This window comes from Nocardioides sp. URHA0020 (assembly GCF_000620705.1).
In the GTDB taxonomy this organism is placed as follows: domain Bacteria; phylum Actinomycetota; class Actinomycetes; order Propionibacteriales; family Nocardioidaceae; genus Nocardioides.
Genome location: NZ_JIAR01000033.1, coordinates 81,570 through 106,632 on the forward strand (window position 1 = coordinate 81,570; position 25,063 = coordinate 106,632).

General features: G+C 71.1%; 22 protein-coding genes. 4 read left to right on the forward strand and 18 right to left on the reverse strand.

The annotated features are described in order from the left end of the window. Positions 1-56: 56 nt before the first annotated feature. Entirely contained in the window at positions 57-668 is a 612-nt protein-coding gene (locus tag N542_RS23080) for an ATP-binding protein (protein ID WP_036506160.1), read from the forward strand. Beyond that, on the forward strand, positions 665-1,111 hold the full coding sequence (locus N542_RS26320) for a hypothetical protein (protein WP_028642643.1): 447 nt from the start codon (positions 665-667) through the stop codon (positions 1,109-1,111). The genes N542_RS23080 and N542_RS26320 overlap by 4 nt, the downstream gene beginning before the upstream one ends. 9 nt (positions 1,112-1,120) lie before the next feature. Here the strand turns inward: N542_RS26320 and N542_RS0102850 are convergent, their stop codons facing one another. From N542_RS0102850 to N542_RS0102865, 4 genes are read right to left on the reverse strand one after another with little or no spacing between them, the layout of a single operon-like run. Next, the gene (locus tag N542_RS0102850; RefSeq protein WP_028642644.1) at positions 1,121-1,504 is read right to left on the reverse strand and encodes an SHOCT domain-containing protein; all 384 of its coding nucleotides are present in this window, start codon (positions 1,502-1,504) and stop codon (positions 1,121-1,123) included. Between the two features lie 54 nt (positions 1,505-1,558). Beyond that, positions 1,559-2,776, reverse strand: a complete 1,218-nt coding sequence (locus N542_RS0102855) for a cation:proton antiporter (RefSeq protein ID WP_028642645.1) — start codon at positions 2,774-2,776, stop codon at positions 1,559-1,561. Continuing rightward, on the reverse strand, positions 2,776-3,252 hold the full coding sequence (locus N542_RS0102860) for a DUF3592 domain-containing protein (RefSeq protein ID WP_028642646.1): 477 nt from the start codon (positions 3,250-3,252) through the stop codon (positions 2,776-2,778). The genes N542_RS0102855 and N542_RS0102860 overlap by 1 nt, the downstream gene beginning before the upstream one ends. Continuing rightward, positions 3,249-4,343, reverse strand: coding sequence for an adenosine deaminase (locus N542_RS0102865; protein ID WP_036506163.1), 1,095 nt, complete (start codon positions 4,341-4,343; stop codon positions 3,249-3,251). Before N542_RS0102865 ends, N542_RS0102860 begins: the two co-directional genes overlap by 4 nt. Before the next feature lie 48 nt (positions 4,344-4,391). On the opposite strand from N542_RS0102865, the gene N542_RS0102870 reads away from it, so the two are divergent. Then, a complete protein-coding gene (locus tag N542_RS0102870; RefSeq protein ID WP_028642754.1) occupies positions 4,392-4,844 on the forward strand; it encodes a MaoC family dehydratase in 453 nt (150 codons plus the stop codon). 106 nt (positions 4,845-4,950) lie between these two features. Here the strand turns inward: N542_RS0102870 and N542_RS0102875 are convergent, their stop codons facing one another. The 12 genes from N542_RS0102875 to N542_RS0102930 form a co-directional block, all read right to left on the reverse strand. Then, entirely contained in the window at positions 4,951-6,237 is a 1,287-nt protein-coding gene (locus N542_RS0102875) for a thymidine phosphorylase (protein ID WP_028642648.1), read from the reverse strand. Continuing rightward, positions 6,230-7,393 (reverse strand): cytochrome P450, encoded by a 1,164-nt coding sequence (locus N542_RS0102880; RefSeq protein ID WP_028642649.1) that lies wholly within the window; start codon positions 7,391-7,393, stop codon positions 6,230-6,232. The genes N542_RS0102875 and N542_RS0102880 overlap by 8 nt, the downstream gene beginning before the upstream one ends. Further along, complete coding sequence (locus tag N542_RS0102885) at positions 7,365-7,757, reverse strand: cytidine deaminase (RefSeq protein WP_231482408.1); 393 nt, start codon at positions 7,755-7,757, stop codon at positions 7,365-7,367. Before N542_RS0102885 ends, N542_RS0102880 begins: the two co-directional genes overlap by 29 nt. After that, a complete protein-coding gene (locus N542_RS0102890) occupies positions 7,757-9,025 on the reverse strand; it encodes an ABC transporter permease (protein ID WP_028642650.1) in 1,269 nt (422 codons plus the stop codon). Before N542_RS0102890 ends, N542_RS0102885 begins: the two co-directional genes overlap by 1 nt. Then, positions 9,022-10,131 carry an ABC transporter permease gene (locus tag N542_RS0102895; RefSeq protein ID WP_028642651.1) on the reverse strand — a complete coding sequence of 370 codons (1,110 nt, stop codon included), beginning with the start codon at positions 10,129-10,131 and terminating at the stop codon, positions 9,022-9,024. Before N542_RS0102895 ends, N542_RS0102890 begins: the two co-directional genes overlap by 4 nt. After that, complete coding sequence (locus N542_RS0102900; protein WP_231482409.1) at positions 10,128-11,678, reverse strand: ABC transporter ATP-binding protein; 1,551 nt, start codon at positions 11,676-11,678, stop codon at positions 10,128-10,130. The genes N542_RS0102895 and N542_RS0102900 overlap by 4 nt, the downstream gene beginning before the upstream one ends. A 119-nt stretch (positions 11,679-11,797) precedes the next feature. Next, positions 11,798-12,859: a BMP family lipoprotein gene (locus N542_RS0102905; protein WP_028642653.1), complete on the reverse strand. Its 1,062-nt coding sequence runs from the start codon at positions 12,857-12,859 to the stop codon at positions 11,798-11,800. Between the two features lie 153 nt (positions 12,860-13,012). After that, complete coding sequence (locus tag N542_RS23090) at positions 13,013-14,209, reverse strand: amidohydrolase (protein ID WP_036506166.1); 1,197 nt, start codon at positions 14,207-14,209, stop codon at positions 13,013-13,015. An 80-nt stretch (positions 14,210-14,289) separates the two neighbouring features. Next, positions 14,290-15,396, reverse strand: a complete 1,107-nt coding sequence (locus N542_RS26325; RefSeq protein WP_051551331.1) for a ScyD/ScyE family protein — start codon at positions 15,394-15,396, stop codon at positions 14,290-14,292. Between the two features lie 112 nt (positions 15,397-15,508). Further along, positions 15,509-16,489: a methylmalonyl Co-A mutase-associated GTPase MeaB gene (meaB, locus tag N542_RS0102920; RefSeq protein WP_028642654.1), complete on the reverse strand. Its 981-nt coding sequence runs from the start codon at positions 16,487-16,489 to the stop codon at positions 15,509-15,511. A gap of 104 nt (positions 16,490-16,593) precedes the next feature. Continuing rightward, entirely contained in the window at positions 16,594-18,402 is a 1,809-nt protein-coding gene (locus N542_RS0102925) for a purple acid phosphatase family protein (protein ID WP_028642655.1), read from the reverse strand. Between the two features lie 149 nt (positions 18,403-18,551). After that, positions 18,552-19,655 carry a HupE/UreJ family protein gene (locus tag N542_RS0102930; protein ID WP_231482412.1) on the reverse strand — a complete coding sequence of 368 codons (1,104 nt, stop codon included), beginning with the start codon at positions 19,653-19,655 and terminating at the stop codon, positions 18,552-18,554. A gap of 213 nt (positions 19,656-19,868) precedes the next feature. On the opposite strand from N542_RS0102930, the gene N542_RS0102935 reads away from it, so the two are divergent. Continuing rightward, entirely contained in the window at positions 19,869-20,624 is a 756-nt protein-coding gene (locus N542_RS0102935; RefSeq protein WP_028642657.1) for a hypothetical protein, read from the forward strand. Between the two features lie 19 nt (positions 20,625-20,643). Here N542_RS0102935 and scpA read toward each other — a convergent pair whose 3' ends face one another. Beyond that, positions 20,644-22,761, reverse strand: coding sequence for a methylmalonyl-CoA mutase (gene scpA, locus N542_RS23100; protein ID WP_081794991.1), 2,118 nt, complete (start codon positions 22,759-22,761; stop codon positions 20,644-20,646). Beyond that, the gene (locus tag N542_RS0102945) at positions 22,758-24,419 is read right to left on the reverse strand and encodes a methylmalonyl-CoA mutase family protein (RefSeq protein ID WP_036506168.1); all 1,662 of its coding nucleotides are present in this window, start codon (positions 24,417-24,419) and stop codon (positions 22,758-22,760) included. The genes scpA and N542_RS0102945 overlap by 4 nt, the downstream gene beginning before the upstream one ends. Positions 24,420-25,063 lie beyond the last annotated feature (644 nt).

Genomic DNA, 25,063 nt, shown 5'->3' on the forward strand with positions numbered 1-25,063 from the left:
CCCGAGGAGCGGCAACCGATGCGGTGACGACGCGCCGCACCGTGCAGAATGGGCCGATGCGCGCGCAGGTGATCGTCCTCGCCGGGCCGTCCGGGTCCGGCAAGTCGCGGCTCGCCGAACGCATCGGGATCCCGGTGCTCCGGCTCGACGACTTCTACAAGAGCGCCGGCGACCCCACGCTGCCGCTGATCACCGAGGGCGCCAACGCCGGCATCGTCGACTGGGACGTCCCGGAGTCCTGGCTGCTCGACGACGCGCTGGCCGCGATCGACGACCTCTGCCGCACCGGACGCGCGTCTGTGCCGATCTACGAGATCGCCCAGAACGGCCGCTGCGGCGAGCACACCCTCGACCTCGGGATGCACCGGCTCTTCATCGCCGAGGGGATCTTCGCCCAGGAGATCGTGGCTCCGTGCAGCGAGGCCGGCCAGCTCGCCGCGGCGTACTGCGTGCGCCAGCACCCGATGGTCACCTTCTGGCGGCGCCTCACCCGCGACCTGCGCGAGCACCGCAAGCCCCCGCTGGTGCTCGTGCGTCGCGGCCTCGCCCTGATGCGCGACCAGCGCCGCGTCGTCTCCCACGCCGTCGAGCGCGGCTGCACGCCGGTCACCCCGGACGAGGCGTACGCCGCGTTCGGGCTGCTCGCCGCCGCAGACGTCACGCGATGACCGACTGGCCGCGGCAGCCGGACGCCCGGACCTGCGGCCCGTCGTCCGTGGTGGTCGCGGAGGCCGTGCTCGCCGGGACGGCCGCCGGCCCGTGGCCGCGCTTCGCCGAGGAGGTGCGGGCCACGCACCGCCGGCTGACCGGTCTGCGTGACCGGAGCGGCCGGCTGCAGCTGCCGTGGCCGCGAGCGCTCGGCACCCCGCCGTGGGCCGTCGCGCGCGAGCTGGGCGGGAGGGTCCGCCGCTACCGCCGGGCCGAGGTGGTCGCCGCGCTCCCGACCCCGGTCCCGGTCTTCCTGGGCACCCGGTGGCTGCCCCGTCACGTCGTCCTGGTGCTGGACGAGCGTGACGGGGAGCCCCTGGCCTACGATCCGGCGCGGGGCGCCGTCGTACCGCTGTCGTCGTCGCGGTGGAGACGCACCTGGTGGGCGGTCCTGCCGCGCTGAGGACTCAGGTCAGCTGAGGGCCTTGGCCTTCAGTGCATCGAACTCGGCCTGCGTGATGGCGCCCGAGTCGAGCAGCCCCTTCGCGCGGTGGATCTCCTCGGTCGGCGAGGCGGCCGTGCCGGTGACCGAGCGGATGTAGTCCTCCTGGCTCGCCTGCGCCTGCTTGACGGCAGTGATGTTGCGCTCCGCCATGCCCTGGCCGCGAGCGATCAGGTACACCAGCGAGGTGACCAGCGGCAGGATGATCAGGAAGAACACCCAGAACGCCTTCGCCACGCCGCTCGTGTCCCGGTCGCGGAACAGGTCCGTGAGGATCTGGAACAGCACGACCAGGTAGGCCATGAGCAGGAAGAAGGAGATGATGAACCAGAAGAAGTCCCAGAAGCTGTCCACAGCGTTCCTCTCAAATGCGTCGGGGCCGGACGCGGCCCCGCTCTCGCGTCGAGGCTAGTGCCCCGCGTCGGCGCCGGGATTCACCTGAACCGGGTGAGCGCGTCCGGTCAGCAGCCGCTGGGCGAGGAGCGGGCAGACCAGCACGGTCACCGCCCCGCCCGCCACCAGCACCGAGGCGTTGGTCTGCGTCATCTCGCCGGCCCGGACCGCGACCGAGGTGACCGCGACGATGATGGGCAGCCCGGTCGCTGCGAAGAGCGCCATCGCCGCGCTCTCCCGGCCGTCGAAGACGGGACCGTCGTCCCGCGTCATCCGGCGGGTGGAGACCAGCACCAGGCCGCCGCGCACCAGCAGGATGAGCGCCACGAACACCACCAGCGCGACCGGCTCGTCGAGCACCGCCTGCGGGTCGATGGCCATGCCCGAGGTGATGAAGAAGACCGGGATCAGCAGCCCGAAGGCGAGGCCCTCCAGCTTGTGCTCCAGGCTCTGGTGCCCGGCCGGCAGCAGCCCGCGCAGCACGAAGCCGGCCGCGAAGGCGCCGAGCACGACGTCGAGGTCGAAGGCCGCAGCGGCCACCCCCAGGGAGACCAGGAGCAGCACGACCAGTCGCACCTGCGGTTGGCCCGAGGTCTCGCCACCGCGCTGGACGACGCCCAGCAGCGCGGAGCCCTCCCGGCTCACCCGCGCGGAGAAGCGGTGCACGACCACGGCCAGCAGGAAGAACCCGACGAGCACGAGCACGGACTCGAGGAGGCCGCGGGTGCCGAGCAGCACCGCCATCGCGACGACCGGGCCGAGCTCGCCGTACGCGCCGTGGTTCATCAGCGTGCGGCCGAACGTGGTGGTGAGCAGCCCGCTGTCCTTGAGGATCGGGAGCAGCGTGCCGAGGGCGGTCGAGGTGAGCGCGATCGCCACGGCGATCTCGGCGTGCAACGCGCCGGTGAGGCCGATCAGCCCGACCAGGCCGAGCGCGACGGCGAGGCACGCCACCCAGGTGGCGAGTGCGCGCCGGCCGCCCGTGCCGACCAGCTCGTCGATCTCGATCTCGTAGCCGGCGAGCAGGAAGAGCATGCCGAGACCCAGCTCGCGCAGCATCTCGACGCCCTCCCCGGTGACGGCGACGTCGAGCACGTTCGGCCCGATCAGCACGCCGAGCACCAGCAGCAGCACGACCTCCGAGACCTTGCCGCGCAGGAGCAGGGCAGCGAGCAACGGCGCCAGCACCGCACACAGCGCGATCCAGAAGATCGACTCCGCCGGCGACGGCACTACGAGGTCCAGACGACGAGGACCAGCACCAGCCAGGCCGCGGCGACCCCGAGCGCCACCAGGAGCACGAGCGACCCGAGCACGACGAAGGTCTGACCCGCGCCCTCGACGTCACCCTCGGTGGCGGCGACGTCGACGTGCTCGGGGTGCTCGGGGTCGTAGGCGACCTCGATCGGGTCGCCGACGCGCGGCGGCGGCGAGGGCACGTCGGTGAGCGTCTGGGCCTCGACGGCCTCGGTCGCGCCCTCCGGCACGAAGCTCACCCGCGGGAAGTAGCGGGTGTCGGGCTCCGCACCGAGGCTGAGGTCCTTGGCCTCCAGGGAGACGACCGTGGCGGTGGTCGAGACGGCGCGGTCGCGGAAGCGCTCCGCGGTCCGTCGTACGGCGCGGCCCTTGAGCAGCAGGAGCACCCCGCCGAGCAGGATCAGGAGCGCGGACCCCAGCAGCAGCACGGTGGGCACGTAGTGGATCTTCACCCGAGGGGCTCCTCACGCAGGGCGGCGTACGCCGGCTTGATCACCTCGGAGATCAGCGCGAACCGTTGGTCGAAGGGCAGGAACGCCGACTTCATCGCGTTGATCGTGAACCACTCGAGGTCGTCGAGCCCGTAGCCGAACGCCTCGACCAGCGACTCCATCTCGTGACTCATCGACGTCTTGCTCATCAGGCGGTTGTCGGTGTTGACCGTGACCCGGAAGCGCAGCCGCTTCAGCAGCCCGATCGGGTGCTCGGCGATCGAGGCCGCCGCACCGGTCTGCACGTTGGACCACGGGCACATCTCGAGCGGGATCCGCTTGTCGCGCACGTACGCCGCCAGCCGGCCGAGCTCCACCGAGCCGTCGTCGTGCACCGTGATGTCGTCGATGATCCGGACGCCGTGGCCGAGGCGGTCGGCGCTGCACCACTGGAGCGCCTGCCAGATCGACGGCAGCCCGAAGGCCTCGCCCGCGTGGATGGTGAAGTGGAAGTTCTCGCGCTGGAGGTACTCGAACGCGTCGAGGTGCCGGGTGGGCGGGTAGCCCGCCTCGGCGCCGGCGATGTCGAAGCCCGCGACCCCGCGGTCGCGCCACGCGACCGCCAGCTCGGCGATCTCCTTCGAGCGCGCCTGGTGCCGCATCGCGGTCAGCAGCTGGCGTACGACGATCCGGCCCCCGCTCGCCGAGACTGCCTGGTCGAAGCCCTCCTGCACGGCGGCGACCACCTCCTCGAGGGTCAGGCCCGACTCGACGTGCTGCTCCGGGGCGTAGCGGATCTCGGCGTACACGACGCCGTCGGCGGCGAGGTCCTCGACGCACTCGGCGGCCACCCGGGTGATCGCGGGACCGGTCTGCATCACGCCGACGGTGTGGTCGAAGGTCTCCAGGTAGCGCTCGAGCGAGCCGGAGTCGGCGGCCTCGGCGAACCAGCGGCCGAGCGACTCCGGGGTCGGCTCGCCGCCGACGTCGGGCAGCACGTGGCCGCAGTCAGCGGCCAGGTCGATGATCGTCTGGGGGCGCAGTCCGCCGTCGAGGTGATCGTGCAGGAGCACCTTCGGCGCCCGGCGGACCTGGTCACGGGAGGGCGTCATGTGGTGATCCTTCCAGACCTGCTGGATCCGGCCCGCTAGGTTCGCTCCATGCGCGTCTTCAAGACTCTCGAGGAAGTGTCCGCGGCGGCCGGCGAGGAGCTCGGCACGTCGGAGTGGCTGACGATCGACCAGGACCGGGTCAACGTCTTCGCCGACGCCACCGGTGACCACCAGTGGATCCACGTCGACGTCGACCGGGCCAAGGACGGCCCGTTCGGGGGGACGATCGCCCACGGCTACCTCACCCTGTCGCTGGTGCCCTACCTCGGCAGCCAGGTGCTGACCTTCGAGACCCCCGGCGCCAAGCTCAACTACGGCACCAACAAGGTGCGCTTCCCGAACCCGGTCCTCGTCGGCAAGCGGATCCGCGCCCACGTCGCGCTCGCCGACGTCGCCGAGCTGCCGAAGGGCAAGCAGGCGACGATCCGCTACACGATCGAGATCGAGGGCGAGACCAAGCCCGCCTGCGTCGCGGAGACCGTGGTGCTGCTGCTGCCGTGAGGTGGGTGGGGCTCGGGCGGCCGAGCGCGGAATCCCCGGTTCACCGGGGATCGCCGCACTTCTCGGCCGTTGCAACGCCCGAGAAGTGCGGGAAGAGCCCGAGAAGTCAGCCGATCCGGTCGATGAGCAGCGGCACCGCGACGTACGACGAGCCGGCCGCCTCGATGTCGTAGCCGCCCTCGAGCGAGGCGAGGGCCCGCTCGAAGCGGTGCTCGTCGTCGGTGAGCAGGGTGAAGAGCGGCTGGCCCGCCGTGATGGTGTCGCCGGGGCGGGCGTGCCACACGACGCCGGCACCGGCCTGCACCGGGTCCTCCTTGCGCGCCCGGCCGGCACCCAGCCGCCAGGCGGCGAGGCCGACGGCCATCGCGTCGAGGCGCGTCAGCACGCCCGACGACGGCGCCGCGACGACGTGCTGCTCGCGAGCGGTCGGGAGCGCGGCGTCGGGGTCGCCGTCCTGGGCGCGGATCATCTGCTTCCAGGCGTCCATCGCAGACCCGTCCGCCAGCTTGTCGGCGGGATCCACGTCCGCGCGGCCGGCGCCGGCGAGCATCTCGCGGGCCAGCGCCAGGGTCAGCTCGACCACGTCGGCGGGACCGCCGCCGGCGAGCACGTCGACCGACTCCTGCACCTCGATCGCGTTGCCGGCGGTCAGGCCCAGCGGGGTCGACATGTCGGTGAGCAGCGCGACGGTGTGCACGCCGGCGTCCTGCCCGAGCGCCACCATCGTCTCGGCAAGCTCGCGAGCCGAGGCGAGGTCCTTCATGAACGCCCCGGTGCCGACCTTGACGTCGAGCACCAGCGTGCCGGTGCCCTCCGCGATCTTCTTCGACATGATCGACGACGCGATCAGCGGGATCGCCTCGACGGTGCCGGTGACATCGCGCAGGGCGTAGAGCTTCTTGTCGGCGGGCGCCAGGCCGTCGCCGGCCGCGCAGATCACCGCCCCGAGCGACTCCAGCTGCGCGAACATCTCGTCGTTGGACAGCGCCGCGCGCCAACCCGGGATCGACTCGAGCTTGTCGAGCGTGCCGCCGGTGTGGCCGAGGCCGCGTCCGGAGAGCTGGGGTACGGCGACGCCGCACGCCGCCACGAGCGGCGCCAGCGGCAGGGTGATCTTGTCGCCGACCCCGCCGGTCGAGTGCTTGTCGGCGGTCGGACGGGAGAGCCCGGAGAAGTCCATCCGCTCCCCCGACGCGATCATCGCGGCGGTCCAGCGGGAGATCTCGCGGCGGTTCATGCCGTTGAGCAGGATCGCCATCGCGAGCGAGGACATCTGCTCGTCGGCGACGGCCCCGCGGGTGTAGGCGTCGACGACCCAGTCGATCTGGCTGTCGCTCAGCTCGTGCCGGTCGCGCTTGGCCGAGATCACCTCGACGGCATCGTGCTCAGGCATGGTGTCCTCTCACAGGCAGGCTGCGGTAGCCCCGCAGCACGAAGGTCCCCCGGCTCACCGGCTCGTCGGCCAGTGCCAGGTCGGGGAAGGTCTCGAACAACGCGGGCAGGGACTCCGCGAGCTCCATCCGCGCCAGCGGAGCGCCGAGGCAGAAGTGCACGCCGACGCCGAAGGCCAGGTGGTTGTTGGGGTCTCGGTCCACCACGAACTCGTCCGGCCGGTCGAAGACCTGCGGGTCGCGGTTGGCCGCTCCGAGCAGGGCCGCGACCTTCTGGCCCTCCTCGACGAGGACGTCACCGACCTCGACGTCCTCCATCGCGGTGCGCTCGAAGAGCTGCAGCGCGGAGTCGAAGCGCAGCATCTCCTCGACCGTCTGCGCGACGTCCTCCCCCGGGCGCAGCCCGCGGCGCAGCATCGCGGCCAGCCCGTTGCCGAAGACGTTGACCGAGGCCTCGTGGCCGGCGTTGAGCAGCAGCACGACGGCCGCCACCACCTCGTCCTCGGTGAGCTCGGTCGCGACCAGGTCGGTGATGAGGTCGTCGGCCGGCCGGGCCCGACGCTCGGCGACCAGCTCACGCACCAGCCCGGCGAAGTCCTGGGCCGCGCGTACGGCGTCGTCGACCGTCTGCGGCGACGGCGCGACCTCGTACATCCGCACGATCGCCTGCGACCAGTCGCGGAGGTCGTGGGCGTGGGAGCGGGGTACGCCGAGCAGGTCGGCGATCACCAGCACCGGCAGCGGCTCGGCGTACCCCCCGATGACGTCGAAGCCCGCCGGGTCGAGCTCGGCGAGCAGGCCGGCCGCGATCTCGCGCACCCGCGGCCGGAGCCGCTCGATGTGGCCACGGGCGAAGGCCTTGGCGACGGGACGGCGTAGCCGCGTGTGGACCGGCGGCTCGTTCTCCATCATCTGGTTGCGGTGGAGCAGGTTGAACGGCTCGAGGTGGTCCAGCGGCTCGCGCGGCGTGAAGACCCGGCCCAGCCGGCGATCGCGCTGGACCTGGCCGACGGTCGCGTGGGTGAAGGTGAGGTACGTCCCGGACGCCTCGTGCCACGCCACCGCGTGCTGCTCGCGCTCGCGGGCGAAGTGCGGGTAGGGGTCGGCGACGACGGCAGGATCGGTCAGGTCAATCGAGGTCGTCGGGACCGAACGCATCCGGCAGCACCTCATCCATCGTCTTGATGCCGGAGACCGTCCACAGCAGGAGCTCGGGACCGCCGTTCTCGTAGAGCAGCTGGCGGCAGCGACCGCAGGGCATGATCACGTCGTGGTCGCCGTTGACGCACACGAAGTGCGTCAGCCGGCCGCCGCCGGTGATGTGCAGCTGGCTGACCAGCCCGCACTCGGCGCACAGCGCGACGCCGTACGCCGCGTTCTCGACGTTGCAGCCCGTCACCACGCGGCCGTCGTCGACGGTCGCGGCGGCACCCACCGAGAAGTGCGAGTACGGCGCGTACGCGTGGGTGACCGCCTGCTCGGCGGCCGCCTTCAGCGCGTCCCAGTCGAACTCCGCGGCCACTATCCGGCGCTTCCCTTGCGATAGATCTGTCCGTCGGCGGCCGGCATCCGGAGCCGTTGCGAGGCGAAGGCGAGCACCAGCAGCGTGACGACGTACGGCGTCATCGTGACGAAGTCGCTCGGCACCTCGTCGATCGCGAAGTAGACCGCCGCGATCACGACCGCGACCGCACCGGAGGCCATGGCCGTGCGGTGCGCGCCCTGCCGGGCCTGCCAGACGCCGAAGCCGAGGGCGAGGATCGCCAGCGCGAGCAGCAGTGCGTGGACGGAGTCGCCACCCTGTCGCTGGCCGAGGGTCCCGGTGTACCCGAAGAGCCCCGAGCCGGCCAGCAGGCCGCCCGGTCGCCAGTTGCCGAAGATCATCGCGGCGAGGCCGATGTAGCCACGACCGCCGGTCTGGCCGTCGCGGTAGTTGCTCGACGCGACCATCACCAGGAAGCCGCCGGCGAGACCGGCCAGACCACCCGAGACCAGGACCGCCACGAACTTGTAGCGCAGCACGTGCACGCCCAGGGACTCGGCCGCGGCGGGGCTCTCGCCGCAGGCCCGCAGCCGCAGGCCGAAGGCGGTGCGCCACAGCACGTACCAGGTGACCAGCAGCAGCAGCAGCGAGATCACCGTCAGCAGCGACAGGTTGGTGACCAGCGCGCGGCCGATCGCCGCGAGCTCCGAGACCAGGAAGATGTCCCGGTCCTCGAGGTTGCCGAAGGCGTCGCTCAGCGGGCCGATCGTGATGGCCTGGACGTCGGGGATCTTCGGCGACTGGGTCGCGCCGCCGCCGGGCAGGCCGACGAAGGTCAGCGAGGCGAGGTACTGCACGGCACCGAGGGCGATGATGTTGATCGCGACGCCCGAGATGATGTGGTCGACGCCGAAGATCACGGTGGCGACGGCGTGCAGGAGGCCACCGAGCACGCCCAGCACGATCGCACCGGCGACGCCGGCCCACGCACCGTGGTGGTAGCCGAAGTAGCCGGCGCCGTACGTGCCGAGGATCATCATGCCCTCGAGGCCGATGTTGACGACGCCCGCGCGCTCCGACCAGAGGCCGCCGAGCCCGGCCAGCATGATCGGCACGGTCGCGATGAGGGTCGCGCCGACGGTGCCGGACGACGTGAGGTCGTTGGCGCCGGTGATCATCTCGAGCAGGGACAGCCCCGCCAGGAGCGCCACCAGGGCGACGGCGAACCACCAGCGCGGCAGCCTGCGGCGGGTGAACGGCGCGGCCGGCGGCTCGACGACACCGGTGACGGTCGTGGGGACGCTCATGCGGGCACCTCCTCGGTCTTGTCGGTCGGCCGGGCCAGCGCCCTGGCCACCTCACGCTGCTCCAGGCGTACGCCGTACCGGCGGACCAGCTCGTAGGAGATCACGACCGTCAGCACGATCACGCCCTGGGTGATGGCGACGATCTCGGGAGCGACGCCGACCAGGATCTGCAGGGGGTTCGACTGCTCGTCGAGGAAGGCGAACAGCAGGGCGCCGAGCGCGATGCCGATCGGGTTGTTGCGGCCGAGCAGGGCGATCGCGATGCCGGCGAAGCCGAGACCGGACTGGAAGGTCGAGCCGTAGCTGTAGGCGTCGCCGAAGAGGATCGGCAGGCCCACCAGGCCCGCGATGCCGCCGGAGATGAGCATCGCGATGACGGTCATCCTCTTGACGCTGATGCCGCTGGCGACGGCGGCCGTCTGGGACTGGCCGGTGGCGCGCAGGTCGAAGCCGAAGCGGGTCCGGTTGAGCACGAACCAGAAGAGGAAGCCCGCGAGGATCGCGATGAACACGAAGCCGTAGACCTCGGTGCCCGGCCCGTCACCGATCGAGAAGCTCGGGATCCGGCTGCCCTCCGGGATGATCTTGGTCCCGATGTTGTTGCTGCCCTTCTCGCGCACCGCGACCTCGCGCAGCAGGTAGGCGACGATGCTGGTGGCGATGAAGTTCAGCATGATCGTCGAGATGACCTCGCTGACCCCGCGCGTGGCCCGCAGGATGCCCGCGATGCCGGCCCACGCCGCGCCGACGAGGATCGCGGCCAGCACGGCCAGGGCGGTGTTGAGGTAGCCCGGCAGCCAGCCCTCGCCCGCCACGACGGCGGCGGTGAAGGCGGCGATGCGGTACTGCCCGTCGACACCGATGTTGAAGAGGTTCATCCGGAAGCCCACCGCGACAGCGAGGCCGGAGAGGTAGAGCACGGTGGCGTTGTTGATGATGTTGGCCCGGTTGCGCGGCTCCGGGAAGCGCAGGATCGTCTTCCACACCTCGCCCACCGGGTCGCCGGCGATGATCAGCACCAGGCTGGTGATCGCGAAGGCGGCGACCAGGGCGAGCAGCGCCGAGGCCACGCCGAGGACCAGCTTGAGGACACGTGCGTTGGTCATGCCTGCTCTCCTGCCCCGGTCATCGCGGAGCCCAGCTGCTGGGGGGTGACGTCCTCGGGGTCGAAGCTGCCCACGAACCCACCCCGGAGGATGACCTCGATCCGGTCGGACAGACCGATGAGCTCGTCCAGGTCGGCCGAGATCAGGAGCACCGCCAGCCCGTTGCGACGGGCGTCCTTGATGTGCCCCCAGATGGCGGCCTGGGCGCCGACGTCGACGCCGCGGGTCGGGTGGGACGCGATCAGCAGCACCGGGTCACCGCTCATCTCGCGGCCGACGATCAGCTTCTGCTGGTTGCCGCCGGACAGCGCCCGGGCGAGCACGTCCGGCCCGGGGGTGCGGACGTCGTACTGCTCGATGATGCGGGCGGTGTCGGCGCGGGCCGCGCGCTTGTCGATGAGCCCGTGGTTGACGCTCGGCGGCCGGGACTGGTGACCGAGGATCCGGTTCTCCCACAGCGGCGAGTCGAGCAGCAGCCCGTGCCGGTGACGGTCCTCGGGGATGTAGCCGATGCCGCCCTCGCGACGCTCGTGGACCGAGCGGTCGGAGAGGTCGACGCCGTCGAGCTCGACCAGCCCCGTCGAGGTCGCACGCATGCCCATGATGGACTCGACGAGCTCGGCCTGGCCGTTGCCCTCGACGCCCGCGATGCCGAGCACCTCGCCGCGGTGGATGGCGAACGAGATGTCGTCGAGGACCGGACGGCCCTCGGGGCTGGGCAATGACAGGTGCTCGACCCGGAGCAGCACGTGGTCGGTGACGGTGGAGGTCTCGGTGCTGGGCGAGGGCAGCTCGGAGCCGACCATCAGCTCCGCGAGCTGCCGGGCCGTGATGCCGGCCGGCTCGACGGTGCGCACGGTGGTGCCGCGGCGGATCACGGTGATCTCGTCGGCCACCGAGAGGACCTCGTCGAGCTTGTGGGAGATGAAGATGACGCTCAGGCCCTCGGCCTTGAGCTCGCGCAGGTTGCCGAAGAGCTCGTCGACCTCCTGGGGCACCAGGACCGCGGTCGGCTCGTCGAGGATGATGACGCGCGCGCCGCGGTAGAGGACCTTGAGGATCTCGACGCGCTGACGGGCGCCGACGCCGAGGTCCTCGACCAGCCGGTCCGGCTCGATGCCGAGGCCGTAGGCGTCGGAGAGCCGCGTGATCTCGGCGCGGGCCTTGGCACCGATGCCGTGCCTCCGCTCGGCGCCCAGGACGACGTTCTCGAGGACCGTGAGGTTGTCGGCCAGCATGAAGTGCTGGAAGACCATGCCGACGCCGGCCTTGATCGCGTCGGCGGGCGAGTGCAGCGCGACCGGCGCGCCGCCGATCTCGATGGTGCCAGAGTCGGGGGGCTGGACGCCGTACAGGATCTTCATCAGCGTCGACTTGCCGGCGCCGTTCTCTCCGACGATCGCGTGGATGGTGCCGCGACGGACGTCGATGTTGATGTCGTCGTTGGCGATCACACCCGGAAAGCGCTTGCCGATGCCGCGCAGGCGCACGGCCAGCTCGGTCTCGGCCGGAGCAGTCTCCGCGATGGGCGTGGCAGGGGTGGGCACGATCCATGACCTCCTCGTCAGGTTCGGGCGTGACGCTACCCGGTCGGTCGGAGAGACGGAACGGGCCCGCGGGGCTTGCGCCCCGCGGACCCGTCGCGGTGAAGCGATCTAGCGGTCGATCACTTGGCAGGCTCGGTCGGAACCGTGATCTTGCCGTCGATGATCTGCTGCTTGTAGTCGTCGAGCTTGGAGGTGATGTCGTCCACGAAGCCACCGGACGTCGAGTAGCCCACGCCGTCGACCTTGAGGTCGTACGTCGTGACACCGGCCGGGAAGGTCCCGCCGTCGACCGACTTGAGGTACTGGTAGACCGCGACGTCGACGTTCTTCAGCATCGAGGTCAGGATGACGTCCTTCACGGACGCGTCCGCGGTCTTGTACTGGTCGGAGTCGACACCGATCGCCTTGGTCTTCGACTCGGCGGCCGCCTCGAAGACACCCGCGCCCGAGCCACCGGCGGCGGCGTAGACGATGTCCGCGCCGGCGTCGTACATGCCCTGAGCGGTGGTCTTGCCCTTGGCCGGGTCACCGAAGCCGGAGAAGTCCGGCGGCTGCGACAGGTAGGTCGTGTCGACCTTGATGTCGGCGTTGACCGCCTGCGCACCGGCGACGTAGCCGGCCTCGAACTTCTGCAGCAGCGGCGTCTCGACGCCACCGATGTAGCCGATGTGGTCGGTCTTGGTCTTGAGCGCGGCAGCCGCGCCCACCAGGAACGAGCCCTGCTCCTCGGCGAAGACCAGGCTGGCGACGTTCTTGACGTCGGCGAGGCTGGCGTCGTCGATGATCGCGAAGTGGACGTCGGGGTACTCGGCGGCGACCTTGGTGAGGGCCGCGGCGTAGGCGAAGCCCACGGCGATGACCGGGTCGAAGCCGTTCTCGGCGAACGTGCGCAGGCGCTCCTCGCGGGCGTTCTCCGCCTCGCCGTCCTCGGCCTCCGACTCCTCGGAGGTCATCCCGAACTCCTTGGTCGCCTTGTCCATGCCGGCGGCGGCCGAGTCGTTGAACGACTGGTCGCCGCGGCCACCGACGTCGTACGCCATGCCGACCTTCACGTCGGACTTGGGGGCAGCCGAGCCGCCGTCGCCGGCGGCGTCGCTGCCGCCGTCGCTGTCACTACCGCAAGCCGTGAGGGCCAGGATGCCGACCGTCAGCAGAGCTGCAAACTTCGTGGTGCGCCGCAAGACGCCTCCTTCGTGATCTGTGGACGCCCGTCAAGGCGTGGAAAACAGATCAGACTGTATGGGTTCGCTGCGGCCCGGACAGCCCGATGACGAAGTTGTTATCGAGTCGATGCCCGGCGGGCGGACATACTCATCGGATCGGGTGCAATTTCGTCAAAGAACGCCGTGGAACGCGACGGCCACCTGTGCCAGCACGCGGGCGCCGATGGCCACCGCGCGGTCGTCGACGCGCAGGTTGCCCTGGTGCAGGTCGTACGTCGGACCGCCCGGGGTGCGGGTGCCGAGCCGGCCCATCGCACCGGGGACCCGGTCGAGGTACCAGCCGAAGTCCTCCCCGCCGAGGCTCTGCTGGGTCGGCACGTGCCCGGCCAGGCCGAGCACCCGCTCGACGGCGGTCCCGAGCAGCGCGATCGAGGCGGGGTCGTTGACCACGGGCGGTACGCCGCGCTGGTAGTCGACCTGGGCGTGCACGCCGTACGGCGCCACGATCTGCTCCACGAGCAGCGGCACCAGCTTCTCGGCCTCCGACCACGCCACGGCGTCGAGCATCCGGACGGTGCCGCCGGCCCGGCCGGTCGCGGGGATCACGTTGTGGGCCGAGCCGGCCCGCACGACGCCCCAGACGACGCTGACGCCCGAGCGGGGGTCGAGGCGGCGCGACAGGATGGCGGGCAGCTCGGTGATGACCTTGCCCAGCGCGTAGGTCAGGTCCTCGGTCAGGTGCGGGCGCGAGGTGTGGCCGCCGGAGCCCGTGAGCGTCACGTCGAGGTGGTCGGCCGCGCCGGTGATCGGTCCCTCGCGCAGGCCGACGCTGCCGATGTCGAGGGTGGGGTCGCAGTGCAGCCCGAAGATGCGGTCGACGCCCTCCAGGGCACCGAGCTCGATCAGCGAGAGCGCTCCCCCGGGCATCACCTCCTCGGCGGGCTGGAAGAGGAGCCGCACGCGGCCCGGCAGCAGTCCTTGCTCGTGGACCCGGCCGAGCGCGACGGCGGCGCCGACCAGCGCGGCGGTGTGCACGTCGTGGCCGCACGCGTGGGTCACTCCCTCGACGGTGCTCGACCACGGGTCGCCGGTCAGGTCGGGCACCGGCAGCGCGTCGAGGTCGGCGCGGAGGCCGACGACCGGGCCGGAGACGCCGATCTCGGCGACCAGGCCGGTGCGCGGCAGCTCGGTGATCCGCCAGCCCGCCTGCGCGATCCGCGCGGCGACCAGGTCGGTCGTGCGGACCTCGCGCCAGGAGAGCTCCGGATGGGTGTGCAGGTCGCGCCGCAGGGCGACGATCTCGTCCTCGACCCCGAGGATGACGTCGTCGATCACGGCTTCTGCGGGACTCGGGGCGGCGGTGGACATCACCGACGAGGCTACCGGAGCGTGACGGGCAGGCCCCAGGCTTCTCACCCGGGACCTGCCCACGTCACGTCGCGGTCAGCTCACCTGCGGAACCTGATCAGCTTGCCGCCGGGAGGCGTGCTCGGGCTCTCCTCCGACGGCCCGACCAGGACGTTGACCGTCGCGTAGAGGCCGCGCGAGGTCCACTCGACGGCCGCCGGCTGGTTCCTCCTGGAGTAGGTCCGGACCTTCGCGGTGCCGTGCTTGATCCGCGAGATCTCGCTGCCGAAGAGCTGCGAGACGAAGAGGTCGCCGCGGGCGTTGCTGGCCAGGCCGACCGGGCCGGCGAGCTTGCCGACCAGCTTCTTGACCGCGCCGCCCCGGATGCCGATGCGGTAGATGGAGCCGAGCGGGACCTGCTCGCCGATGCCGCCGCCCTCGGTGGTGACGTAGAGCTTGCCGTTGGCCAGCGCGAGGTCGGTGGGCACCGACTCGCCGGAGTAGGTCCGTCCGACGACGCAGTCGGGCATCCCGAAGGAGGCGGCCAGCTCGGCGGTGATCTTGACGCGCGCGGGCGGGGTCACCGCCACCGTGCGGATGTGACCGCGCGGCGAGATCGCCAGCACGGCGTTCATGCCCGCATCAGCGACGAAGACGGTCCCCTCGTCGGTCTGGAGCGTGGCGTAGGGGTGCGAGTCGAGCTGGCCCTCGTACGTCGCGGGGCCGAACTGCTCGGTGGGCCACTGGGCGGCGCACTCCGGGCTCATCCGGCTCACGCCGTAGGTGACCCCGCGGTCGGGGTTGGTGCGGTTCTCGTAGGCCCGGAGCCGGGCCAGGGTGTGCACCCTGCCGGACGACCCGATCCACCTCACCCAGGTCTTCGCAGGGTTGCCCTGCGCGTCGCTGGCGGTCTCGGTGAAGACGAGCTTGCCGTGGAAGACCGACACGCCGCCGACCTCGTGGCCGCGCTTGCTGGCGTAGACGACCTTGGGCTTCTTGCCGGGCCGGATCCTGAGGAGCTGTCCGGTGAAGTTCTGCGTGACGTACGCCGTGCCGTCGTCGTCCACGGCCGCGGTGAGCGGGCTGACGAGATGTTTGGCGAGGATCCTGGGTCGGGGTGCGGCCGCCTCGCTGGCCGGCACGAGCACGGCCGTCGTGGCCGTGAGCGCGAGGGTCGCGGTCGCCGCGACGATGCGGGTTCTGCGCATGATCTGCTACCTCCCTGAGCGGTGCTGAGACCCCCACCATGGACCTCCCCGCGCGCGCTGCGCACGGGTTCGCGCTCACCGGCCGCCAGGAAAGCCCAATATCGGGGATATCTCAGCTCTCGTCGTACGCCGCGAGGATGCGGTCGGCGGCCACGGTCGCCGGCAGCTCGCCGGCGAGCACCGCGGCGCGGACCTCGTCGCGCATCGCGCGCACGCCGGCCGAGTGGCGCAGACGCTGGTCGAGCTCGTCGCGGACCAGGGCCCAGGTGAACTCCAGCTGCTGGTGGGCGCGCTTGTCGGCGAGGCCGTCGGCGCCGAGGTGGTCCCGGTGGGCGGCGACCCGGTCCCACACGTCGTCGACCCCGGAGTCCTCGAGGGCCGAGCAGGTCACGACGGGGGGCGCCCACTCGCCGTGGCCCCGCACCAGGCGGAGCGCTCCGGCGAGGTCGCGCGCGGCGACCCGCGCCTCCTGCTGGCGGTCACCGTCGGCCTTGTTGACCGCGATCACGTCGGCGATCTCGAGGATGCCCTTCTTGATGCCCTGCAGCTGGTCACCGGTGCGGGCCAGGGTGAGGAAGACGAACGTGTCGACCATCCCGGCCACGGTCACCTCGGACTGGCCGACGCCGACGGTCTCGACCAGCACGACGTCGTACGCCGCGGCCTCGAGGACCGCCATCGCCTGCACGGTCGCGCGGGCGACGCCGCCCAGGGTGCCGGCGCTGGGCGAGGGGCGCACGAAGGCCCGGGGGTCGTTCGCGAGCCGCGCCATCCGGGTCTTGTCGCCGAGCACCGAGCCCCCGGTGCGGACGCTGGAGGGGTCGACGGCGAGCACGCCGACCCGGTGGCCGGCCGCGGTGAGCCGGGAGCCGAGCGCCTCGATGAAGGTCGACTTCCCGACGCCGGGCACGCCGGAGATGCCGACCCGGACGGCGTCCGGGTGGCCGTCGCCGGCGAGCTCGGTCAGCAGCTCCCGGGCCTGCCTGCGGTGCTTGCGGCTGGTCGACTCGACCAGCGTGATCGCCTGCGAAACCGCCGCCCGACGGCCGGCGGCGACTCCCTCGAGCAGGTCGGGCACGGTGGCGGCAGACACGGGTCGCAGGCTACTCGGGCGGGCGTTCACCTGGAGAACCAGGCCACAGACCTGCCCGGGGGATGTCCCCGGGCAGGTCGGATGGTGCTGACGATCGCAGCGGCCTACTTGAGCTGCTTCTGGACCGCCTTGTACGCCTTCAGCTCCGCCCTGAGGTGCGACTTCTTGGCGCCCTTCGCCTTCTTGATCTGCTTGGTGAGCCTGGCGATCTTCGCCTTCACCGAGTTCTTCACCCGGGTCGGCACGACCTCCTTGGTCACCGTCTTCGTCACCGTCTTGGTCACCGTGTTGGTGACCGTCTTGACGTCGGCCGGCGGCACGATCTGCGAGACGTCCGCCTTGTTGCGGAAGAGGCTGAACTGGTCCTGGACCGAGCCGATCGGCAGCGCCCAGTCGCTCAGCTCCGGACCGATGCCGGTCGCCTTGCCAAGGTCGACCGCCGGGTTCGGGCCCGAGCCGTCGTTGGCCCGGATGTTCTTGACCTGGACGCCCTTCTCGTTGACGGTGACCTCGAGGTAGGTCTGCACGTGCTCCTGGTTCTCCACCGAGTTGGCCCAGTGCCGGACGTGTGTCTTGGTGAGGTCGTCGGCCTGCAGCGACTGCGGGCCACCGATCTTGGTGTCGGGGCCGTAGCCGTCCTTGGACTCGTCCGGCTCGGTCAGGTCGTAGTACTTCGAGCCGGAGGCCGAGTTGGCGGTCACGTAGACGACGCCCCCCACGTTGCCGACCACCGTGGCCTGGCCGGGCTGCTCGTTGGGGTCGGCCTTGACCGGCGCCGAGCCGAGGTCGGTGCCCTTCAGTGCGTAGGTGCGCGAGTACGAGTGGTCGTGACCCTGCAGCACCAGGTCGACGCCGAGGTCGGAGAACGCCTTGGTGAAGTCCTTGCGGCGCTGCTGGTTGTCGGCGTCGTTGGCGTGGTCGGCCGGCGAGTAGATCGAGTGGTGGTAGACGAGGACGACGTGCTTGATGTCCGGGTCGGCCGCCTTCTGTGCGGTGACCGTGTCGTTGACGAAGTCGACGTGTGCCGGGTCAGAGCCGTTGGCCGCCGAGTACGCGTTCGAGTTCAGGTCGATGAACAGCACCCCCTTCCACGTGTACCAGTAGTCGCCACCCGGCTGCGAAGTCGGGCTGACCGCGTTGGAGTTCGAGGAGTAGAGGTTGGCGTCGTTCCGCTTGGTGCCCGGCAGCGCGAAGTGCTGGTCGTAGGCGATGCCACCGTTGTCGTGGTTGCCGATGGTCGGTGCCCACGGGATCGAGCGGAGCTCGTCGGGCTGGAGGAAGTTGTCCCACTCGGTCTCGTTGTTGGCCGTGTTCACCTGGTCGCCACCGGAGACGTAGAGTTCGGCCTTGGGGCTCTGGATCCTGGTCTGGTCCAGCGCGAACTCCCAGCCCTCACCGTCCGCCTCGGCGTCGCCCGACGAACCGATCTGCGGGTCGCCGAAGAACAGGAACTGGAAGTCGCCGTCGCCGAAGGTCCCGGTCTTGAACGAGTAGGAGGTCGAGGCGTTCGACGTGCCCTTCTCGGCCACCCGGTAGTAGTAGGTGGTGTTGGCCTTGAGGCCGTCGAGCTTCGCCTTGCCGTTGAAGCTGGTGAGCGGGGTGTTCGTCGCCTTGTCGGTGGTGATGTTGGCCGCGAGGGCGGCCGGGACGACGACCTTGTTCGAGAAGTCGGCCTTGGTGGCCAGCTCCACGGTCTCGCCCGCGGCCGGCTGCGTCGCCGAGTACCAGGCGAGCGTGCGGGCGGTCTCGTCCGGGGCCACCCCGAGGACGATTCCGGTGATGCCGTCCTTGAACGGGACCGGGTCGGCACCGTTCGCAGCCATCGTCAGGCCGGTGCCGGCGACGGCCCCGGCCGCGAGCGAGAAGGTGATGACTCCGACGCCGAGACGGCGCCGGGACAAGGTGGGCTTCATGGAGGCGTGCTCGCTTTCGATGAGGTCAGATCCTGAGAAAGGGATCAGAGGTTCCTGAACAACGCCGACCGTGTCGGTGTCAGGTGTACGACCGGTGACGACGCTGCGGACGGCAGTTGTCCGATCCCCGTCGAGTGCGGGCCGGTTCGTCAACCGGCGGTGATCCGCTGGACGAACCAGAGCAGGCCGAAGACGCTGACCACCGCGGCGATCGTGCCGGTGACCACGCGTCCGGCCCGCGGGCTGCGGTGACGGAGCACCGCGAGCAGCGGGAAGATCAGCGCGATCAGGCCGAGCTGGACGGCCTCGATCCCGAGGTTGAAGACGAGCAGGGACCACAGCAGCGTCCAGGACCAAGCCTGCTCGATGCCCAGCGCGCCGGCGAAGCCGAGTCCGTGGATCAGGCCGAAGCAGAACACCACGCCGAGCCGTCCCCACCCGGCACGGTCGAGCGCGAAGTGGCTGCTGCTGGTGGTGTCGATCTCCAGCGCGTCGGGGCCGTGTCGCCACAACCGCCACAGGTACCAACCGGCGACGACGGCGATGGACAGCGCGATCAACGGCTCGACGACTCCACTGGGCACCTTGACGACGCCGAGCGCCGCGAGCAACAGCGTGACGGAGTGCGCGACCGTGAAGGTGGTCGCAGCCAGCACGATCTCGCGCAGGCTACGCGAGCCAGCGATCAGCGCTATCAGGAACAGGATGTGATCGATCCCGGTGAGCAGGTGCTCGCCCCCCAGGGAGAAGAACTCCCAGAAGCGTGCCCCGGCCGACTGGTCGGTGGAGAACGAGGTGCGCGATGAGTCCAGGGCCGCGCTGCCGTCCTTGAAGTCGAGGTCGTAGGTCACGATCGTCTTGGTGCCGCTGACATAGCCCTCGCCGTCGGGGAAGAGGGTGCTGTGGATCTCGTGCGCGGTCGCGTTCCGGGCGCAGTCATAGTCCAGCTTGACGTGGAGGTACGGCACGTCGCGGAGCTCGACGGTGAAGTCCCCCGCCTGCTTCGCGACGCACGCTTCGCCCTTCGCGCTCACCCCGAAGCGGTCCTCGACGTAGCCGAGGAGGGCGTCTGCGTGCGCATTCAGCACGGCGGCCTGCGCCGCCAGATCACCCGAGTCCCAGGCCGGCTGCCCCTCCTCGACCAGCTGGTCGTCACCTGCGTCATCGGCCGCGGAGTAGATCAGCAGGTCCTCCTCCAGCGCGAGATCGACCTGGATGCTTCCGGGGCTCGACGAGGTGATGTCGGCGTACACGACGGAGCTGAATCCGTGCGCCGAAGCCGGCGGTGACCACCAGGCGATCGCGAGGAGGAGGCCGACAAGGACAAGGGGGCGGGAGAGTTTCGTAAGCATGGCTGGCGAAGGGTCGCGACACTGGATGAACGCGAGTCGTCCGCTGGCAGAACATCGTGTGGACCGGCCGTCCCTGGTTGGAACCGGGCCCTGCCGATCGGATAGGAAAGACGGGTGCCCCGCCCTCGCAGTCTCCTGGTCCTGCCCGCTCTCGCGCTGACAGCGGTGCTCGCCGCCGGTTGCGCAGGCGCCGACACCGGCGCCTCCGGCGCGGCGCCCGTCGCCGGTGCGGGGTCGAGGCTCCCGAGCGCCCCGGGGACCAGCCCGGGCGTCATCGGTGCCGACGGCGGCCCGATCCAGGCCAGCCCGGGCACGGGCTCACTCGGACCCGGCTTCGTCACCCCCAGCGCTCCCCCAGCGCCAGGTGGCACCCTCACGCCGAGCCCGCACTCGTGGAGCGGGGTGACCGTGCCGTCCGGCTACTCGGTCGCCCTGCTCTCGACCGACGACTCCGTCTCCGCGCGCCGTCTGGCGACAGCGGTGCGGACGTGGGCCGCAGCCAACAAGGTGAGCGTCCATCCCGTCCCCGCCCACGACCCCGGCAACTACCTCCCCGCGATCCAGGCCGCGATCGACCTCGAGCCGGACCTCGTCATCAGCACGGGCGACGCCCTCGCCGATCCGCTGGCCCTGGTTACCTCGAGCTGGCTCGACCAGAAGTTCCTGCTGCTGGGAGCCGAGCTCGCGGAGCCGACCGCAAACGTCACGGCGGCCGTGTGGAAGGGCACCACCGCGCGCGGGGGCGGCTCCGGCACGGAGCCGCTCTCAGACGCGTCCACCTTCACCGTCGAGCGCGCCCGGCGTGGCCTCGAGGCCGGGGTCGCCGGGATCCTGCGGGGCTACTCCGGATACGTCGTCAAGGTGGGCTGACAGCTCCCGACCGCCGGCCTCAGTGGTCGAGCTGATCCCGCAGCTTGGCCAGGAGGTCCAGCGCCGACTCGGCGATCACCGTGCCGGGCAGGAACACCGAGGCGGCGCCCATCTCCCGCAGCGTGGGCACGTCGTCGGGCGGGATCACGCCGCCGATCACGACCATGATGTCGGGGCGGCCCTGCTCGGCCAGCGCGGCCTTCAGCGCGGGCAGCAGCGTGAGGTGGCCGGCGGCCAGCGACGAGACCCCGACGATGTGCACGTCGGCGTCGACCGCCTGCTGGGCGACCTCCTCGGGGGTCGAGAACAGCGGACCCACGTCGACGTCGAAGCCCATGTCGGCGAACGCGCTGACGATGACCTTCTGGCCCCGGTCGTGGCCGTCCTGGCCCATCTTGGCGACCAGAATGCGCGGGCGTCGGCCCTCGGCCTCCTCGAACTCCGCGGTCGCGTCGAGCACCTGCTTGAGCAGGGAGCCGTCACCGTGGCTCGACTCGTCCCTGTACACGCCGCTGATCGTACGGATCACGGCCTGGTGGCGGCCGTAGACCTTCTCCAGCGCGTCGGAGATCTCCCCGACCGTGGCCTTGGCCCGGGCCGCGTCCACGGCCAGCGCGAGCAGGTTGCCGTCGAGGCTGCCCTGCTCCGCACCCCGCTCGGCCGAGCTGGTCAGCGCCTCGAGCGATCTCCGTACGTCGTCGTCGTTGCGCTCCGCGCGGAGCCGCTCCAGCTTGGCGATCTGCTGGCGGTAGACGTCGTCGTTGTCGACCTTGAGCACGTCGAGCTTGTCCTCGGCGGCCAGGCGGTAGGTGTTGACGCCGATCACCTTCTGGGCGCCGGAGTCGATCCGCGCCTGGGTGCGGGCGGCCGCCTCCTCGATGCGCATCTTCGGGATGCCCTGCTCGATCGCGGCGGCCATGCCACCGGCCCGCTCGGCCTCCTGGATGTGGGCCCAGGCGCGCTCGGCGAGGTCGTGGGTGAGGCGCTCCACGTAGTAGGACCCGGCCCACGGGTCGATCGTCCCGGTCGTGCCGCTCTCCTGCTGGAGCAGCAGCTGGGTGTTGCGTGCGATCCGGGCCGAGAAGTCGGTCGGCAGCGCGATCGCCTCGTCGAGGGCGTTGGTGTGCAGCGACTGGGTGTGGCCCTGGGTCGCGGCCATCGCCTCGATCGCGGTGCGTCCGACGTTGTTGAAGACGTCCTGGGCGGTCAGCGACCAGCCAGAGGTCTGGCTGTGGGTGCGCAGGCTGAGCGACTTCGGGTTCTGCGGCTCGAACTCGCGCACCAGCCGCGCCCACAGGGCGCGGGCGGCGCGCATCTTCGCGATCTCCATGAAGAAGTTCATGCCGATCGCCCAGAAGAAGGAGAGCCGTGGCGCGAACTGGTCGATGGTCATGCCCGTGGACAGGCCGGCGCGGATGTACTCGACACCGTCGGCGAGCGTGTACGCGAGCTCCAGGTCGGCCGTGGCTCCGGCCTCCTGGATGTGGTAGCCGGAGATCGAGATCGAGTTGAAGCGCGGCATCTTCGCGGAGGTGTAGCTGAAGATGTCGGAGATGATCCGCATGCTCGGCGCCGGCGGGTAGATGTAGGTGTTGCGGACCATGAACTCCTTGAGGATGTCGTTCTGGATCGTCCCCGCGAGCTGCTCCGGCTTCACCCCCTGCTCCTCGGCCGCCGCGATGTAGAGCGCGAGCACCGGGAGCACCGCGCCGTTCATGGTCATCGACACCGACATCTCGTCGAGCGGGATGCCGTCGAAGAGCGTGCGGGTGTCGTAGATCGAGTCGATCGCCACGCCCGCCATGCCGACGTCGCCGCGCACCCGCGGGTGGTCGGAGTCGTAGCCGCGGTGGGTCGCGAGGTCGAAGGCGACGCTCAGGCCCTTCTGCCCGGCCGCGAGATTGCGGCGGTAGAAGGCGTTGGACTCCTCCGCGGTCGAGAAGCCGGCGTACTGCCGGACCGTCCACGGCTGGGTCGTGTACATCGTCGGGTAGGGACCACGCAGGAACGGGCTCAGACCGGGGAAGGTGCCGAGCGCGTCGAGCCCCTCCACGTCCTCGGGTCCGTACGACGGCTTGATCTCGATGCCCTCCGGGGACATCCAGGGCTCACCGCTGAAGCTCGTCGGGACGCTCATGCCAGCCTCTCCCTCGTCCGGGTCAGGAAGTCCAGGGCGTCGACGCCCATCGCGCAGGAGTCGTCGGCCCAGTCGCGGGGCTTCCCGGCGACGACGACCCACTCGACCCCGCTCTCGCGGAGCGCTGCGGCGGTCTCGGCGCCCTGCTCGTCATAGGCCGCGTCGGTGCCCACCACACACGCGACCCGGTGCCCATCGACGTCCGTGGTGACGGCGATGCCGCCGGCGGCGAAGAGGTTGCTGGCGAAGGTAGCCCGCGCAGTGTGCTGTGCGACGGTGCCGAGGGCAACCAGGTGCACCGGGCCGCTCGCGGGCTCGTCGCGGAGTGCCTCGAAGCTGGCGCCGTAGCGGCGTACGTCGTCCCACTCGTCGGTCGGGCGCCGCTCGGGCAGGGTCTCGTCGAGGTTCGGGAACTCGGTCAGCCCGGTGATCGGCCGCGTCCGCTTCGCGATCTCGGCCTCCCGCCTCGCGACCGTCTCCGCGATCTCGAGCTCCAGGTCACCGCCGTCGTCCAGTCGACCGAGGACCTCCCAGGCCGCGCGAGCCAGGTCGTCGGTGAGCTTCTCGACGGCGTACGACCCGCCGGCCGGGTCGGCGACCTGCGCGACGTGCGACTCGTCGATCAGCAGGTGGGAGGTGTTGCGGGCGACCCGGCGACCCAGCGCCTCCGGTCGGCCGAGCGGGCTGTCGAAGGGCAGCACGGTCACGCTGTCCGCTCCCCCGACGCCGGCGGCGAAGGCCGCCACGGTGGTGCGCAGCATGTTGACCCAGGGGTCGTACTTGCTCATCATCGGGCGACTGGTGACGGCGTGCAGCCGCAGCTCGCGGGTGCTGGCCTGGCTGGTCTCGAGCACGCGCGCCCAGAGCCGACGGGCCGCCCGCAGCTTGGCGATCGTCGGGAACTGCTCGTCGGTCGCGGCGTACCGGAACTCGACCAGGCCGGCCGCCTCGTCGACGCTCAGTCCGGCGGCGGTCAGGGTGCGGAGGTACGCCGCGCCCGCGGCCATCGACCAGCCGAGCTCCTGCGCGTCCGAGGCGCCGCGGTCGTGGACCGTCGTCGCGTCGATGACGAAGCCGCGGACCTCGAGCCGCTGCGCCGCCCGGGCGGTCTCGGCGGTGGCAGCAGCGGCGGGGACGCCGAGGTTGGTGTCGGGGTGCAGCTCGCGGCCCTTCAGGTACGCCGCGGCCCTCGCCGGGTCTGCGCCGTCGAGGACGACCGGCGCGAGGTCCAGCAGCACCCGGTCGAGCAGCACGTCGAGGTCGGTGTCGCCGTCCACCTTCAGCCAGAGACTGGTCACCCCTCCGTCGAGGTCGACGAGCGCCTCCTCGTTGGCCAGCCTCGCCTCGCGACCGTCGACGAACGCCCGCACGTCCCACGGCCCCTGGCGCTGCGGTCGGCCCGAGGTCTCGAGCGCGCTGAGGTCCTGCGGAATCCCGAGCGGGGTGACCGCGATGCCGTCGAGCGTGGTCCGCGCGAGCCTCGACCACACCAGGTCGTCCGCGTCGTCGGCACCCAGCCGGCGGGCCTTGCGGAGCACCGCGGCGGCCTCCCGCTCCCAGTCGGCCGCGGTCCACGCGTCCTCCGGCGCGGCCAGGTGCAGAGAGCCCGGCGCCGGCTCCAGCTCGCTGGGCTCGTCCAGCCCGCCCTCGACAGTCATGCTGCGAACGATAGGAGCGCACCGTGACGTCGGCTACAGAGTGTGACCTTTTCGGCGTCCCCGATCGCCGTACGACTGCGTCGGCGCCCGGCCCCCCGGTGGTTGAGGAGGGCCGCCACTCCACCCAGTGGTTGAGGAGGACGCGGCCCCCCGGTGGTTGAGGAGGGCCGCCAGGCCCGTCTCGAAACCCCCGCACCCGAAGCAGTACGTCGCGTGCGCGGTGGTTTCGAGGCTCAGGCCTGGCGGCCTTCGCACCTCAACCACCGGAAGCCCCCGGTGGTTGAGGAGGGCGCGGCCCCACTCCGGTGGTTGAGGAGGGCCGCCAGGCCCGTCTCGAAACCCCCGCACCCGAGGCGGTACGTCGCGTGCAGGGTGGTTTCGAGGCTCAGGCCTGGCGGCCTTCGCACCTCAACCACCGGAACCCCCGGTGGTTGAGGAGGCCGGCGGCCCCCGGTGGTTGAGGAGGGCCGCCAGGCCCGTCTCGAAACCCCCGCACCCGAGGCAGGACGTCGGGTGCGGGGGTCTCGACGGCGCTCGCTGGCGCTCGCTGCTCGACCACCGGGGCTGCGACCCCACTCCGGTGGTTGAGGAGGGCCGCCAGGCCCGTCTCGAAACCCCCGCACCCGAGGCAGGACGTCGGGTGC